The sequence below is a fragment of the Mycobacterium sp. DL99 genome, assembly GCF_004762045.1.
Taxonomy (GTDB): Bacteria; Actinomycetota; Actinomycetes; order Mycobacteriales; family Mycobacteriaceae; genus Mycobacterium.
Map to the genome: position 1 here is coordinate 6,015,293 of NZ_SJOM01000007.1, position 17,486 is coordinate 6,032,778.

Annotated in this window: 2 protein-coding genes; both read right to left on the bottom strand. The window is 66.6% G+C overall.

Annotation, left to right across the window (positions count from 1 at the left end):
• Entirely contained in the window at nucleotides 1-261 is a 261-nt protein-coding gene (locus tag EYZ64_RS29315) for a DUF7161 family protein (RefSeq protein ID WP_135459209.1), read from the bottom strand.
• A complete protein-coding gene (locus tag EYZ64_RS32705; protein ID WP_135459211.1) occupies nucleotides 258-17,483 on the bottom strand; it encodes an alpha/beta hydrolase in 17,226 nt (5,741 codons plus the stop codon). The genes EYZ64_RS29315 and EYZ64_RS32705 overlap by 4 nt, the downstream gene beginning before the upstream one ends.
• Nucleotides 17,484-17,486: the final 3 nt, after the last annotated feature.

Genomic DNA, 17,486 nt, shown 5'->3' on the forward strand with positions numbered 1-17,486 from the left:
CTACTCCTCGTCGCCTTCGTACAGCGCCAACTGGTCGAAAACCACCAACGCCACCCGGTCCGGGTCGTCGGTCGGGTGCACCCTCAGCGTGTGGTGCGGGTTCGGTGTGTCATCCACGATGACCACGCTTTTTATCCCGGCCGGGAGATCGGCGGGCCAGTCGATCTCGTCGGTGGGCTCGTCGACGAGCACGTGCGCGCGCTTACCGCGCAGCCCGGACTGGTCGTAGCGCAGCGGCGTGAACCGCTGATGCTCGGTCATGTCGTGTCCTCTTCCTGATCCTGATCCGGTGGACTGCCGTCGTCGTCGGGTCCCCTCATGGGCGGCAGATCGGGCGGATTGTCCGGATCGATACCGAGACCTGCGTTCACACTGCCACGGCTACGGGTTGAGCTGTCGACGATGGCCTCGTATATCTCATCGCCGACGCGGCCCTTGGCGCGATTTCGTTCTACCAGCTGGTCGAAGGTCGGGTTCGGCTCGTTGGCGTTCAGCCATTCGGCCATCTCCCGGTCTGCCATCAGCGAACGCGTCCAGGTGCGGATGGTCGCTCTCATCCCATACATCGTCCTGGCTCGCTCCTCGGCGCCGACGCCGTCGCGCAGGAGCTGGTCCCGGAGCTCACGCATCCGCATCTCATAGGTGGTGTAAACGGTCCGGGTCTGCTCATCGGTCAAGGTCCCGGCGGCATAGTGGCTGTGGGTGGCGCCGTCGATGATCGCCTCGTAGACGGCATCGCCCGACAGTCCCTTGCGTTCGTAGCGGGCGACGAGATCCTCGAACGACGGATTGCTCTCGTTGGCCGCCATCCAGTCCGCCGCCGAGCGGTTCTCCATCAGTTCCCGCGTCCAGGCGCGCAGCGAACTGCGCAGGCCCGACAGAGTTCTGGCCCGATCCTCGGCGCTGAGGCCGTCGCTGACCATCTGCTCGTTGAGGGCCCGCAGTCCGAGCTCGAACTGCGAGTACACCGCGCCGGTTTCGATGTCGGACAGGCTGCCCGGTTCGAGGCGGCTGTGGGTGGAGCTGTCGATGATCGCTTCAAAGATCGCGTCTCCGGTGAGGCCGCGCTCGGCATTGCGGGTGACCAGGTCCTCGAATGTCGGGTTGATCGTGATGCGCGACAGGAACTCCGCGGCAACCTGATTGCTCATCAACTGGTAAGCCCAGGTGCGCAACGAGTTCCGTAGTTCCGAGAGCTGCCGGGCCCGTGTCTCGGCACTGACTCCGGCCTCGGCGAGTTGTTCGTTGAACTCGCGCATCCGGAGTTCACCATGGCTGAACGCCGCGATTGCCTGGCCTTCCGAGAGCGTTCCCGGCTGATGGTCAAGTAGGCCCAACACACGTACGGGATCAGCCGAGACGTCGCCGACATACTTCACGGCGAACCAACCGGTGTCGGTCATCAACTGACGGCCGAGCGCGGGCTCCTGCGCACTGGCCAGCGAGGCCAGGTCGATCGGTTCGGGCAGCCGAGGATGATCAGGCTCCAGCCGAGCGATGATCTCGTCCAGGAGGGCCCGGGCCTCGGGGCTCACCTGCTCCCGCAGTACCTGAGCGGCGTCCTTCACCGATCCGAGCGACCGGGCCAGTCTTTCCGGCTCTCGGTCCCAGGTGAAACCCCTTCGGGCCCAGGCATTGCCGCCGTCTTCCTCTGCCACCAACACGATCCGGTCGACACCACTGCGTCGGTAGTAGCTCTCCAGTTCCGCGGAGAAAGCCTTGGAGAATCCCTGACCACGGAACTGGTTGTCGAAGATCCGCACCTCCTCGTGATGTGCGACGAGCAGTCCGTCACCGTCCCGGAAGAAACTGTAGGCGATCTTGCCTATGACGTTATCTCCGTTGAGGATCACGCCGGACAGGAAGACGTCCTCTTCGGCTTCCCCTCTGAACTCCACGCGGTAGGGCCCGTAGGTTCCGGAGAGGTCGCGAGCCAGTTGGGTGATACGCACCGCATCGAGGCTGTCGACCAGATCGCCCATCGAGTCGGCGTAGCCCGCATCCACTCGACGCACAGTCGGGTCGTGCGCACGGTAGATCTCTTGTCTCGCAGAGAAATCCAATCCCGGTCCAGCACCTTCGATATACCCGACAAAGCGGATGGAGGTGTTGTACAGCAGTTGGCGCCCCAGCTTGGGTTCCGCGGACGTCGTGAGAGCAGCCAGATCGGCGGGCTCGGGTAGCCGGGAGTGCCCGGGTTCCAACCGGGCCACGACCTCATCAAGGATCGCCTGCGCCTCGGGGCTGACCTGGTTTCGTATTCTGCTCGCATTGGCTTTGACGCTCTGAAGCGACTCCTGAAGCCGGTACAAGTCCGGATCCCACGTGAATCCGCGACGAGCCCACGCGTTACTGCCGTGCCACATTGACAACAGCTCGATGCGGTCGACACCGGACCGGGTGTAGTACCGCTCCAGTTCCGATGTGAAAGCCTTCGAGAAACCCTTGCCGCGGTAGTCCTCGTCAATCGTCACGAGGATGTTGTAGACGACCAGCTTGCCCTCATCGTCACGGTAGAACGTGCGCTCGACAGAACCGATCGCGGTATTGCCGTGCAGGATAACGCCTTCGAGAACAATCTTGTCGTAGCCGCGCAGGATTGATCCCTCGAACTCGACGCGGTACGGACCGTACCTACCGGATAAGTCGTCGGCCAGCCGGCGGATTTCGTCGCGGTCCAGATTGTCGATCACCTCGTCCAGCGGCTGGGCGTAGCGCGTGTCCACCCGGCGGGTGCGCGGGTCCTGGGCGCGATAGTCCGCCCGTGCCTGATCTGTGTCTCCCGGATCCTGGTCGCGGTCCTGGCTACCTTGCACATCGCCGATCGCATCAGCGGCCCCTAGGTATTTGACCCCGCTCCAGTGCGTACCGGTCAGCACATCGCGGCCGAGGTGAGGTTCCTCGACCGTGACCAGCGCCGCAATGTCGACCGGCTCAGGGAGATCTGCCCGGCTCGGATCAAGGCGTTGCACAAGCTCATCGAGGACCGCTCGCGCTTCTGGACTGACCTGATCACGAAGCCGGAGGGCAGAGTTTCTGACGTTGTCGACCGAGGCCTGCAACTTCTGCGGGTCGGGGTTCCAGCTGAAACCTTGGCGGGCCCAGGCATAGCCACCGTCCTGTTCGGTCCGCAGCTCGATCCGGTCGACGCCGGACATCGTGTAGTACTGCTCAAGCGCCCGGCTCAAAGCTTTGGAGAATCCCTGACCACGGAATGCGCGATCGGGGATGTCCACCGCGTTCTGATGAGCGACCAGGCTGCCGTCGCGGTCGCGGACGTAGGTCTGCTGAACGAACCCGATTTCCTCGTCGCCGCTGATGATAAGGCCGCCCACGATGACCCCGCCGCTACGCTCCTCGGCGACGGCTCGGAACATCTCGACGCGATACGGGCCGTAGACGCCCGAGAGGTCATCGGCGAGCTGACGGACCTCATCGGCGTCGAAGTTGTCGACGACCTCCCCCAACGGTTGTGCGTAGCGGGTGTCGACACGGCGGGTGGTCGGATCCTGTTCGCGGTAATCCTGTTGTCTTGCCGGGAAATCGCTGCCGGACGGAGCGCCCCGCACATCGCCGACGGCATCGGCGGCGTCCAGCGAGATCTGTAGGGGCACGTCATAGCTGAGCCGGTCTACCGGCTCTCCGTTCTCGTCGAGGTAGCCGACGGCGGTGCGGTCCACCGCGGCCTCGCCCCAGTACGGTGGCCACGGCGAGTACCGCCTGGTGCGCGGGTCGTAGAGCTGCACCCGCTGTCCGTCGGTGACCGCGAGGTAGGCGTGCCCGCCCTGACGGCCGGAATCGGCTGCCCAGCGCGACACCACGATTGCCGAAGTCCGGGCCGTCGGGCCCAGCAGTTCGGCCTGGATCTCGTCGTAGGTGGCGAACTGGGACCGGGACTCCGCCGCCTGGAACAGGGCCCAGCCCGGGACCCCGGTGCTCGAGGGTGCAACGGACAGAATGAAACGCCGCCCGGGGTGGATCCTCGACAGCTCGCCGGCCACACCGTAGGCGCAGTTGTCGTCGGCCCGGCTCCGGGCGGAGTCGCGCCCGAACACGTTCTGGATCCACCCCTTCAGACCGGTGCGGGTTGGGGCGACCGGCGCCGGATCCAGGTACTTGACGTAGTGCACCCCGTTGCGGCCGGGCACCGCCCCGGTGCCGTCCAGCAGGTCGCGACCCAGTTTGGGTTCGGCGGTGGTGGCCAGATTCGCCAGATCGATGGGTTCCGGAAGTCGGGGATTGCTCGGATCTAGCTGTTGCACAACCTGATCCAGCAGTGCCTTGGCTTCGTCGCTGACAGTCTCACGTAGCTCGCGGGCCGACTGCTTCACCCGATCGAGCGATTCCTGCAGCTGACGGGTACCGGGATCCCAGGCGTAACCGCGCCGGGCCCAGGCGTAGGCACCCTTGTCGTGCGTCGTCAGCTCGATGCGATCCACGCCCGAGTGCACGTAGAAGCGTTCCAGCTCGGAGGTCAGGGCCTTGGAGAATCCCTGACCGCGCAGATTCTTGTCTTTGATGACCACGCCCGTGTGATAGGCGACGAGGTTGCCTTCACTGTCCCTGCTGAACGATCGCTGGATGGTCCCGATCTTGGTGTCACCGTTGAAGATCGCGCCGGTCAGCAGAACCTCGTCGGTCAGGTTCTCGGCAGTCAGCTGAATGCGGTACGGCCCATACCTCCCGGAGAGGTCCTGGGCAAGCTGGCGGACCCGGGCATGATCCGAGGCGTTGTCGACCACGTCCCCCAGCGGCTCGGCGTACCGGGTGTCCACCAGTCGCGTAGCCGGATCCTGCGCGCGGTACTCGGCCTGTCGCCGGGAGAACTCCGGATCAGTCTGCGGGCCTTGCACATTGCCGACCGCGTCGGCGGCGTCGAGCCGCAGCGGCACATCCACGGTCATCGGCCCGACCGGATTGCCGTTGGTGCGTAGGTAGCCGACAGCGGTCTGGGTTACCGCATTCTGCCCCCAGTGCGGAGGCCAGGGTGAGTACTTCCGGGTGTGCGGATCGTAGAGCTGCACGTTGCGGCCGATCTTGACCGCCATGTAGGCGTGACCGCTCTGCCGGCCGCCGCTCCATTGCGACGTCACCACGGCAACCTTCAGCGATGGGTCGCCCAGCAGCGTCGCCTCGATCTCGTCGTATGTCGCAAAATCCGCATCGGAGCGGACCGACTGGAACAATGCCCGCGCCGGCACACCGCGGCGCGACGGCCTGACATCCAGGCCGAACTTCCGGCCGAACAACGAGGACAACTCTTCGCTGAGGGTGACGACGCAGTTCGGCGGTCGGCACCACAGCGCATTCCAGAATCGTCGGCCCCCCACCCGATCTCCGGCGGGTTCGACTGTGCGCAGCAACGGCGCACGCCGACTCCGGCCCAGCTCGGTGCGGTGCTGCTCGGTAGTGACGGCATCGGTACGCCCGGCAGCAATGCGCCCGAGATTTGTCGTCGCCTCCGTGTCCAGGAAATAGGTGTGATGGGTGCCACCGGTTGCCATACGGTTCATGACGGCCGGCGCTTCGGCGGTAACCCGCACAGCACCAAAGGAATCCATCGCCGGGTCGGTGCCGAGCCCGATTCCGAGGATCCGGCCGTTGGATCCGGAGGTGCGACCGCCCAACGCGGTGACCACATCTCGCGACGATGACGCGACGAAGACGTTCTCGGCACCGATGGCGAACTCGCCGGCAGTGCGCACGGGACCTGCGCCGGGGGAGCCGACCAGTGACACGGTGCGGACATGGCCGGCAAATCTCCCGTCCCGGCCGGCGTATCCGGTGGTGGTCGATCCGTAGGAATAGCCGAAGACGTGGTTGCCCGTGAAGCGAGTGCCATCGCCGGCGAGGGCGTCGCGGGCCGCATTGAATGCCCTGATGTCGCTGTAGAGGATGTCACCGCCGGTGCGGGCCATGCCGTGCCCTGCGGCACGCATGATGCTCCAGCCACTCGGGGCGTCGTACCCGATCCAGGCGATCGAGGCCGCCGACAATCCGGGATTCTCCTGCTGCACTGCCTGCAGATGATGTAGCGCGGAGGTGGTGTTGAAGCCCAGCAGTGAGTCCACCGAGCTGGCGATTCCGGGCACATGCCAGGACACCGATTCTGCGGTGTACGGGTCGGCGCCGTAGCTGAGCATGGCGCGCCCGTCGCCGCCGAACTCCGATGGGTCGAAGGCCAACAGGAGAGGCCCGTCCACCCCGGCCCGCGCCGCGTCGCCATCCGCCTTGCGTATCGCGAGGTCGAGCTTGTCCACCCGGCGCAGAAGTTTCCGCTCGGCGCGCGTCGGCCGTTCTCCGCGGTCTGCCTTCGACCGAACGGCGTCGGCTTCGTCGCGTAGTTGCTGCAGCACCTTGCGGTTCGCGCGGTTTCGGTCTGTCGCATCGATACCTTCGGCGTTGCCGATGTGCTGCGGGTATGTCTCGATGAGGGCGCTGCGCTGCTCGTCGGTCAGGCCGGACCACCAGCGAGCGTTGTTGGCCGCGCGCGCCGAGGCTTCCTCAGCCGGCCCCATCGGGTTGCGCAGTTCGTCGGGCCGCACCGGCGGTATCCGCCGCGACAGGGCGTCTTCGGCCCTCTGCTGAACTGTCTGGCGGTCCACGGATTCCGCAGCCGTCTCCGAACTTTCATGCTCACCAGGCGATCGCGTGGGTGCGTCTCCGAGCATGTTCCCGGTCCGGCCCGGGTGGTCGGTGGCGACCCAGTCGACGCCGAGATCCCGCGCGAACTGCACGTCGGCTTCGTTGTTGACCGTCCAGCAGTAGGTGGCCAGTCCTCGCTCGGCGGCCGCCCCGACGAGTTCGGGATTGTTGCGCAGCGTTTCGATGGACGGGCCGATCGCGGTGGCTCCCACTATGCCGGCCAGATACCGGGCCGACGGGCCCAGCAGAACCGTGGGGACGTTGGGCGCGGCCATGCGGACCCGCAGCAACGCATCGGGGTAGAACGAGATCACCGCCGCCTTGACCAACTGATCCGGCCCCGGATTCGTCAGCCCGTGCCGTTGCAGCGCGGCGACCACCTCGCGCTCGATCTTCAAGCCCTGCTGCGCAGGATGTTTGGTCTCGATGAACAACGTCACCGGCCGCTCGGCGTCCTGGGCGAGCTGGATGAACTCGTCAAGGGTCAAAATGCCATGACCGTCGAAGTCGAGCGCCTGCAGCTCGGCCAGCGTCATGTCGCCGACCCGGCCGGCGCCGTTGGACGTGCGGTCCACGGTCTTGTCGTGGATGAGCACCAGCTCACCGTCTTTGGTGAGCCGGACATCGCATTCGAGGGCGTCCGCTCCCTGCCGCAGCGCTTCGGTGTACGCGGCCCGGGTCTGCTCCGGGAAGTCGTGGGATGCCCCGCGGTGGGCCACCACCTGGGCCGCGGGACGCTCCGTGGAATTCCGTGAGTCGGCCTGGGTGACAACATGATTCCCGGTGAACGGTCCCGGTTCCCCCAAGGACTGCCGGGTCGCGTGGAATGCAGCCAATTCCTGGTGCAGTGCCCCGGTGTCCGCGCCGATCCAGGCAATGGCCGCCGAATCCTGGGTTTCTTGCAGGCCATCGAGCGCACGGGCCGTGACGGTGCCCAACTGCTCGATCGATCCACGGGCGGTCTGCCAGGTCACATTCGCGGCGTGGAACGGGTCGGCGCCGAAGCTGATGACGGCGTGCCCACCGCCGTCGAAGGCCGAGGTGTCCAACGCGAGCACCAGCGGGGCGTCGAGGCCGGCCCGCGCCGCGTCCGCATCGGCCTTCCGCACCGCGAGGTCGAGGCGGTCGATGCGCTCCAGGAAGGCACGTTCTTCGCGGGTGGTCGGGCCGAACTGATCGAGCTTTGTCCGAATGTGGTCGGCGCGGTCTCGATAGTGCTGCAGTACATCCCGATTCGCGGTGTCACGCTCGGCAGCCGTCCTGCCGTCGACATTTCCGTGGGCGAGCCCCTCCGGAAGACCCTGGACCCTACCGATGGCGGCTGCCGCGAACTGGTTGTACCACCGCCCCTTCTGGAGGGGTTTGCCGTCCTCGTCCAGATAGCCGACAGCGGTCTGGGTTACCGCGTCCTGCCCCCAGTGCGGGGGCCAGCCCGAATACTGGCGCGTGTGCGGGTCGAACAGGTACACCCGGTCGTTGATGTTGACCGCCATATACGCGTGGCCGACGGGTTGTCCCCCACTCCAGCGCGACGCCATCACCGCCATCGAGCCCGAGGGCCGGCCCAGCAGCGTCGCTTCGATCTGCGCGTACGTCGCGAAATCCGCGCTGGACCCGAACGCTCGGAACATCGCCCGCGCGGGCGTCCCCCGGCGTGAGGGCGCCACGTCGAGCGGGATGTTTCGGCCAGTCCGTGCCGACACCTCCTGTGCCAGGACCTGGGCACAGTCGTTGCCTCGGGCCCAGCGTGGGATGCGGTTCCGTTGGTGAGTGTCGGTCGGGTGAAAGGCACCGGGATCGTCATCGAGCCGCATGGCTTGCCGGCTCGCCGCGGGTTCGATGGTGCGCGAACGGTTTCCGTCGACGGTACGGTGCGGTTCGGCACGAACGTCGTCGTAGTTCCCGGCGGCTATGCGGCCGACGTTCGTCAGCGACTCGGTACGGACCGCGTGCGATGGGGTGACCAGCCACTGCCGGGTGCCCGGACCGTCGGTTTCCAGATAATCGAAGTAGGCATTGTGGGTCGTCAGGGTGTCCTTACGATCCATCGACGCCGGGAACTCGCCGCTGACGCGTCGCGCACCGAACGTGTCCATCGCCGGGTCGGTACCGAGGCCGGTCCCGAAGCGCCCCATCGAACCCGGTGTCCGTCCACCCAGGCCGGTGACGAAGTCCCGCGACGACGAGACCACGAACACCCTGCCCTCGTCGAGGCCGAAATCGCCGGCATGCTGCAAGGAGCCGGTACCAGGTGAACCGACCAGCGTCACCGTGGTGACGTGGGGAGCCAGCCGCCCGTCGACCCCGGCGTAGCTGGTGGTGGTCGAGCCGTACGAGTGTCCGAATACGTGGTTGCCGTTGAAATGGCTTCCGTCCCCGGCGAATGCATCCCGTACCGCGGTGAACGTGCTGATGTCGGTGTAGAGCATCTCACCGCCGGCGCGGGCCAGGCCTGGCCGGGCCACCCGCGCCGATGCTGAATCGTTCGGTGCGTCATAACCCAGCCAGGCGATCGAGGCGGACGACAATGAGGGGTTCTCGGCGTGCACCGACTGCTGAATGTTCAACGCGCAGTGCATGATGTAGTCGAGCTTGTCCAGCTGAGAACCCAGGCCGGGCACGTACCACGACACCGAGTCCGCCGTGTACGGGTCGGCCCCGAAGCTCACCAGCGCGCGACCGTCGCCACCGAACGCCCCCGGGTCCAGCGCCAGCAACAGCGGGTGGCCTTCCCCGGCCTGCGTGGACGCCACTTCCGCTCGCTGCATGGCATTTTCGAGACGGTTGACCCTACGCACGAAGTCCATCTCGCGATTGCTGATCTTCTCGCCGGCGTCGATCCTGGCCTGCACCGCCGCGGCCCGCTCGGCGTAGCGCCGCAGCATCTCCCGGTTGGCGATGTCGCGAACGGCGGCAGGGATGCCTTCAGCGTTGCCAATCTGGTGTGGGTACTCCTGGAGCAGGGCTTGTTGTTGGTCCTCCGACAATCCCGCCCACCAGGCGGCATTGTTGCGGGCGCGAGCCACCGCCTGTGATTCTCTACCCAGGGGATGCACCAGGTCGTCGACGGCCAGCGGCGGAATCCGTTGCCCCAGCGCCTCATCCGCCACCACCCGCGCGACCGACGGCTCGATCTCACCCGCGCGCCACCGCGGATTCCACGGCCGCCGCGGGCCCTCGTGTTCCACCTGGGTGTCGTCGTCCAGTCGCAGTGGCCGTCCGGCGGCCGGATCCACCGTGCGCCCGTCGACAACACGGCGGTGCCGTTCGAGGTCCAGCCGCTCGGTACGGCCGGCAGCGATCCGCCCGGAGTTGGCCAGGGATTCGGAGCGCACCGGTGCACCGTCGCCCTCAGCCACGTGGTGGTGGTAGCTCTTGTGCGTTCCGAACGAACTTCGGGTATTCATCGATGCCGGGAACTCGGAGGTAACCCGAACCGCTCCGAATTCATCCATCGCCGGATCCATACCCAGACCGCGCCCGGCGAAGCGGCCGTTCTGCTCCGCCCTGCGCCCACCGAACCCGGTGACCGGGTCCCTCGACGAGGACGCGACGAACACGTTGCCGTCCTCGAGCCCGAATTGACTGGCGTGGTGCAGCGGGCCTGCGCCTGGGGAGCCCAGCAATGTCACGGTGCGGATGTCGTTGGCCAGCCGCGCGCCCCGGCCCGCGTAGCTCACGGTGGTCGAACCGTAGGAGTGGCCGAAGATGTGATTGCCGTCGAACCGGCTGCCGTCGCCGGCCACGGTATCGCGCGCAACATTGAATGCCCGGATGTCGCTGTACAGGATCTCGGCACCGGCACGCGCCAGCCCCGGGCTCATCACCCGGCCACTGGCCATGCCATTCGGTGCGTCGTAGCCGATCCAGGCAATAGAAGTCGCGGCCAGCGTCGGGTTCTCGCGCATCGTCGACTGCACGTGGTTCAGCGCATTGCGCATGTTGCCTTCGAGCTTGTCGACAGTGGTTGCGAATCCGGGCACCAGCCACGACACCGAGTCCGCCTGATACGGGTCCACCCCGAAACTCACGATTGCCCGGCCGTCACCACCGAATTCGAACGGGTCCAGCGCGAGCACCATCGGGCCCCCGACCCCGGCCTGCGCCGCGTTCGCCGCCGCTGCCTGCAACGCGGCGTCCAGCCGATTCACCCGCAACAGATTGGCGAGTTCGTTCTTCCCCGGTCGTACACCACGGTCGATCATCGACTGCACGTGTTCTTGGAAGCGCTTGATGGCGAGGCGATTTGCGGCATCGCGGGCCGATGGCGCAATACCCTCGGCGTTGCCGATCCGGCTCGGATACGTCTCGATCAACGCTTGCCGCTGCGCATCGGTCAGGCCTGACCACCACCGTGCATTGGCCTCTGCCCGCGCCGTCGCATCGCCGGCCCGGCCCAACGGATTGACCAGATCGGCGGCCCCTGCCGGCGGAACTCGCTGCGCCAATGCGGCATCCGCTACCGCACGGGTCGCCGCATGCTGTGTCTGGCCACTGCTCGCGGTCCAGTTGGGTTCGGTGACCGCGTGCTGCGGGTCGACTTCGATGTCGGCGTCACGCCACCGCGGATTCCACCAGTTGCGGCCCCCGTTGTTGCTCCGGGCCGCCGCGGGTTCGACAGTTGCCCTGCGGGTTCCGAACAGGCGCCCCGGCCGCTCCTGCATCGTGCGGTGGGTTTCGAGGTCGAGTCGTTCGGTGTGCCCGGAAGCGATGCGGCCCAGGTTCGCCAGCGACTCCGAACGGACCTCGTTCGTAGGTGTGACCAGCCACTGCCGGGTGCCCGGGCCATCGGTCTCCTGGAAGTCGAAGTACGCGTTGTGGGTCGCGGTCGTGTCCTTGCGGTCCATCGATGCCGGGAACTCCGCGCGGATCCGCTGCGCGCCGAAGGTGTCCATCGCGGGATCAGTGCCCAGACCCCGGCCCAAACGTCCATGCGAATCCGATGTACGCCCACCGAGGCCCGTCACGAAATCCCGTGATGACGAGGCGACGAACACGTTGCGCGGGTCGATCCCGAAATCACTGGCACTCTGCAACGGCCCCGCACCGGGCGAACCGAGCAGCGTGATGGTGCTGACATGCTCCCCCAGCCGCCCACCGCGTCCCGCATAACTGGTGGTGGTCGACCCGTACGAATGCCCGAAGATGTGATTGCCGGTGAAATGACTACCGTCCCCGGCGAACGCGTCGCGCGTCGCGTTGAACGCGCTGATGTCGGCGTGCAGGATGTCGCCCCCGGCCTCCGCCAAAGTCGAACTACCGACCCGCACCGTCCCCGAGTCATTCGGTGCGTCATAACCCAACCAGGCGATCGAGGCCGCCGAGATGGACGGGTTCTCAGTGCGAATCGACTGCAGGATGTTCAACGAGCAGTGCATCAGGTAGTCGAGCTTGTTGATCTGCGCGCCCATGCCCGGCACGTACCACGACACCGAATCCGCGACGTACGGATCGGCGCCGAAGCTCACCAGCACGCGCCCGTCGCCGCCGAATGCCGGCGGGTCGAACGCGAGGATCAACGGGTCCCCCACGCCGGCCTGCTGGGCGGCCACATGTGCCCTCTGCAGAGCGCTCTCCAGGCGATTCACCCGCAGCAGGAAGTCGAGCTGTGTGTCGGTGGGGCGGGTGCCGGCGTCGATCTGCGCCTGAATGCCGGCGGCCCGGTCCATATAGCGTTGCAGTACACGATGATTGGCAGTATTGCGATCGGCAGCCGGAATGCCTTCGGCGTTGCCGATCTGGTAGGGGTACGCCTGCGTGAGCGCAAGCTGCTGACCCGGCGACAACCCTGACCACCAGGCCGCATTGGCCTGGGCCCGGGCCACCGCCTGCGGCTCGTTCCCCAGCGGGGTCACCAGATCGTTGATGCCCACCGGCGGGATCCGCTGCCCCAGCGCCTGATCCGCCGCCACCTGCGTCGCTGACGGCTCAACCTCGCCTGGATGCCACCGCGGATTCCACCGACGTGGCTCCCCGGGCTGGTGGGTGTCGGTGTCACCGTCCAGTCGTAGGGCCCGCCCCTCGGCCGGTTCTACGGTGCGTCCGTCGACAACGGTGCGGTGCCCTTCGAGATGCAGCCTCTCTGGCTGCCCGGCGGCAATGCGGCCGAAGTTGGCCAACGATTCGGTACGTACCCGCGGATCGGTGTCGCCGTCCATGTACCGGTAGTAGCTTCGATGGGTGCCGACGCTGCCGCCGTCGTTCATCGATGCTGGGAATTGGGCGGTAACCCGCACTGCTCCAAATTCTTTCATCGCCGGGTCCATACCGAGACCGCGTCCGAAGAACCGGCCGTTCTCGCCGGGGGTGCGCCCGCCCAACCCGGTGACGGGGTCCAGCGAGGAGGACGCCACGAACACGTTGTGATTGCCGATACCGAACTCACTGGCATTGTGCATCGGGCCGGCACCCGGTGAACCCAGCAGCGTCACCGTGCGGATGTCGTTGGCCAGCCGCTGGTCCCTGCCGGCGTAGCTCGCGGTGGTCGAGCCGTATGAGTGCGCGAAAATGTGGTTGTCGCGGAAGTGGCTGCCGTCGCCGGCCACGGTGTCGCGCGCCGCGTTGAACGCCTGGAGGTCGCTGTACAGAATTTCGGCACCCTGGCGTGCCAGGGTCGGCCTGGCAACGCGAGCGGTGGCCGAGTCGTTGGGAGCGTCATAGCCGATCCAGGCGATCGACGTCGCCGCCAACGTCGGATTCTCTTGGAGCGTCGACTGCAGGTGGTTCAGCGCATTGCGCATGTTCCCTTCGAGCTTGTCGATCGTCGTCGCAAATCCTGGCACCAACCACGACACCGAATCCGCCTGATAGGGATCCGCGCCGAAGCTGACAACCGCCCGGCCATCGCCACCGAACGCAGGCGGGTCGAATGCCAGGACGAGCGGCGCATCGAGGCCGGCCTCCGCCGCCTCGCGCCCCATCTGCTGCAGCGCGGCGTCCAGGCGATTCATGCGCAGCAGGTGATTCTTCTCGGGCTTGGTCAGCTTTTCGCCGCGATCAAGCTTCTTCTGTACATGATCCCGGGCCATCTGCAACGCGGTGCGGTTCGCCAGGTCGCGGGCGGCCGGCGGAATACCCTCTGAATTGCCGATACGCGTCGGATACGTCTGGACGAGAGCATCGCGCTGTTCCTCGGACAGACCCGCCCACCAGCGCACGTTGGCCTCGGCCCGGGTTCTGGCGTCCTCGGCCACACCAAGCGGATTGACCACATCGGCGGCACTCGCGGGTGGATCCCGTTGCGCCAGGGCCTCATCCGCGATCGCGCGGGTGCTCTGGACGGTCGGCGCCGTGGGCTCAAGAGCAGGGACATCGGTCTCGGAAGACGGTTCGAGTTGTGTGTGGGTTCCCCGGTTGGCCCCGAAGGCTTCCGCCCAGGGGTCGGCCCCGAGGCTGAGCTCGGCGATCGGCGTTCGCCCGGCCAGCGCGGTCGGGACGTCCCGTGACGAGGACACAACGTAGACGTTGTCGGCCCCGATCCCGAACTCCGCGGCGCGGCGCACCGGTCCGGCTCCCAGCGAGTCCGTGAGGCTGACAGTGCGAATATCGTTGGCCAGGCGACCATCTCGACCCGCATAGCTAACGGCGTTCGAACCGTAGCCGTGGGCGAAGATGTGGTTGTCGGTGAAGTGGCTGCCGTCGCCGGCCCAGGTGTCGCGGGCCGCGTTGAACGCCCGGACGTCGCTGTAGAGAACCGCGCCACCCTCTCGGGCGGACCCGTGCCCCGCCACCCGCCACCCACTCCAACCACTGGGTGCGTCATAGCCGAGCCACGCGATCGAGGCAGCTGACTGCCCCGGGTTGGCCTGGAGCGTGGCCTGCAGGTGGTTGAGAGCGCCGTCCATGCAGGCGCCGATCCGGTCAATCGTCGTGCCCTGCCCGGGCACGTGCCACGACACCGAATCCGCTTGATACGGATCCGCGCCGAAGCTGACGATCGCCCGCCCGTCGCCGCCGAAGGCCGACGCGTCGAAGGCCAACAGCATCGGACCGTCGATCCCGGCTTCCCGTGCCCGGGTTTGCGCGTCGGAGAGCGAACTCTGGATCCGCTCCAGCCGGGCCAGCGTCCTGCTCTGGCTGCGGCTGAGCCGATGGCCGCTGTCCCGCCAGGACTCCAACTGCCGGCGTTGCGTCTCCAGTAGTTGGGTGTTCGCCTCGTGGCGGGCGGCCGGCGAAATGCCCTCTGAATTACCGATGTGCTGCGGGTACGTGTCGATCAGGGCGCGCTGTTCAGGACCGGACAGCGCCCCCCACCAGGTGGCATTGGCGCGGGCACGCGCATCGGCTGATTCCATCAACCCCAACGGATTTCGCAGGTCACCGGCGTCGACCGGAGGCACGCGCTTGGCGAGTGCCTCTTCGGCGATCTGACTCTGCGTTGCGACTCCGCGCCACTGCTCACCCGGCGTCTGGTCCGGCGTGCCCTGCACGTCGCCCACTGCAATCGCGGCATCGAGATCATCGGAGCGGAGCCCGAGCTCGTCCACCGGATCACCGTTTGCATCAAGGTAACCCACTGCTGTCGTCGATACCGCGCTCTGACCCCAGGACGGTGGCCAGCCCTGCCGCTCACCGCGGCGGAGCAGATAGACATCCTTGCCGTCGTAGACCGCCACATAGGCATGTCCGCCCTGGCGCTGCCCATCGCCGGCCCACGCGGAGGTGATGACCGCGGCCGAGCCGGGCGCCATGCCCCGCAGCCTGGCCTCGATCTGGCTGTAGGTGGCGAAGTCCGCCCGCGAACTGGTGGCCTGGTACAACGCCCGCGCAGGCATTCCAGTGGACGTCGGCTCCCCGTCAACCTGGTACTCGCGGCGGAAGTGCGCCGACAGATCATCGCGAGCGTCGAAGAGACAGTTCTGATCGCCATGGTCCGGATCGCCGGTTTCGGTAACCTCGGGCGCCACGCTTGCCGGCGTGACGTCCTCGTCGCTGTCCTGGGTGCCGGTCTGGTGCGTGGCTTGGGCGGTCTCCTGGACACGCGCGGCGGGCACCCCTGCCGCCTGCGATTCCGGCCCGGCGGGGCGCGCTGCCGGAGCTTCCTGCTTGGGTTCGGCAGGCTTTGAATCGGACTTTGAATCAGGTTTTGCGGCAGCCGGTTTCGCGCTCTGCTCGGGTGTTGTCGACGTGGTGGGGACCGACGTCTGCGAGGAGGGCGCCGGCGAAACCGTGCTGGTCGACGACGGTTGAGCAGGGGCAACCGCCGGGCCCTGCTGTTCGGGTGCTTCCGCTAAGGGAGTCTGCTGCGCCGGATCAGCAGTCACCTCTGCGACGTCTCTGACCTCGGAGGTATCGTGTGCGCCCTCGACATCCTGAGTGCCCACGGTCTGCCCGGTATCGACCGACACCGGCTCTGCAGCCACTGCAGCGTGCGGCACGTCCGTCGTAGCGACATTCGCCGCAGGATTGGCGACATCCTGCTCCGGGCTCAGCGTGGCAGTGTGCGCTGGCTCCTCGGCGGGAGTGTCGGCTGAATCGTTGTTGTCGTGCTGCGTATTCGACGAGCGCTCCTCGTCGGGCACGACGGCCGGCTCATCGTCGGATTCGTGCTTGACGTTGGTATCGGTGTTGGTATCGGCATCGGTGTCTGTTTCGGCGTCGGCCTGATCCTGCGACTCGTCGGAGTCCTGATCCGTCGACTCGTCGACGGCACCGTGACGTTCCCCATTTCGGATTGCCTGCTTCGAATCCGATTGCGGTGTGGTGTTATTCGTCTGACCAGCGCCGGCACGTCCCGGACTCGACTTGGCAGGGGCGGCCGATGGCCCGGCGGAATCGTTCTGCGAAGTTCGGTTGGTGTCATCCTCACCGTCGTTCTCGCTGTCCTGCCGGCCGGTGTCCAGCCGGCCATCCGGATCCTCGCCCCGCAGCCCGACGTTCGGAGCATCGGGCCGCGGGAGACCGGCCGGATTGGTCTGGTTGCCCTGTTGCGCCGGATGACCTCCGCCGATGCCTTTCAGACCACCGATGCTGGTGCTGGTGGAACTGGCAAGTATCGAGATCGTGTCGAATTCACCGCCGACGGCCAACGTGCCGGCCACGTTGCCCGACACCCCGGCGGTGAACATGGTGGTCGCGCCCTTGGTCGCCGCGGTGAACCGGTTGCGAGCGGGTCCGAGCCCATGCGCAACCGGCACGGCGGTGATTCCGCCCCCTGCGCCGCCGACCAGCGAGGAGATCCCAGTCTGTTTGAACCGGTCCCACCGGAAATCGGCATGCCCCTTTTCGGCCTGGACGCCCTGGACGATCCCCTCTTGAAGCCAGCCCTGTGCAAGCTCCTCCAAGGCTTCCGTCCAGCCTTCGTGCAGGAGCCTCTTCATCATCGTCTTGGTCAGCAGTTCGGCCATCTTCTCGCCGAGACGCCGAATCGCCCACATGATGACCGCACGTATCCACGCGATGGTCGTTGTCTCGATGACGGGGATCGCCGCCGTCGACGCCCCGTAGGTGGGACCGGCCATGGCGAGGCTGTACGAGATCTCAGCGGCGGCGAGCGCCAGCCCGACGATGGTCGACAGCTTGCTGTATTCGATCTCGGAGCTGAAATTGGTGGCGCCCTCACCCATTCCCGAGATTCCTTGGGCAAGTTTGTCCACCGTGTACTCGCCGTCGAACAGCATGGCGAACTGTCGATCCGCAGCATCGGCGGTGTCGCCGGTCAGTACCGACATCGTCTCACCGCGGACCCTGTTCAGATCCGGGACGAGGTCCTGCAATGCTTCGGCCGCGGCCTGATAATGCTCGCCGATTCGGCGAGTTCGGGTTTCGCTGCCTTGCGGCCACTCACCGCCCGCGAGATATGACACCCATTGGAGTTCGGGTGGGATCTGGATGTCCATAAG

Excerpts from the sequence above, each read along its gene's own strand:
- EYZ64_RS29315 (WP_135459209.1), bottom strand. The coding sequence starts at position 261 with ATGACCGAGCATCAGCGGTTCACGCCGCTGCGCTACGACCAGTCCGGG.
- EYZ64_RS32705 (WP_135459211.1), bottom strand. The coding sequence starts at position 17,483 with ATGGACATCCAGATCCCACCCGAACTCCAATGGGTGTCATATCTCGCG.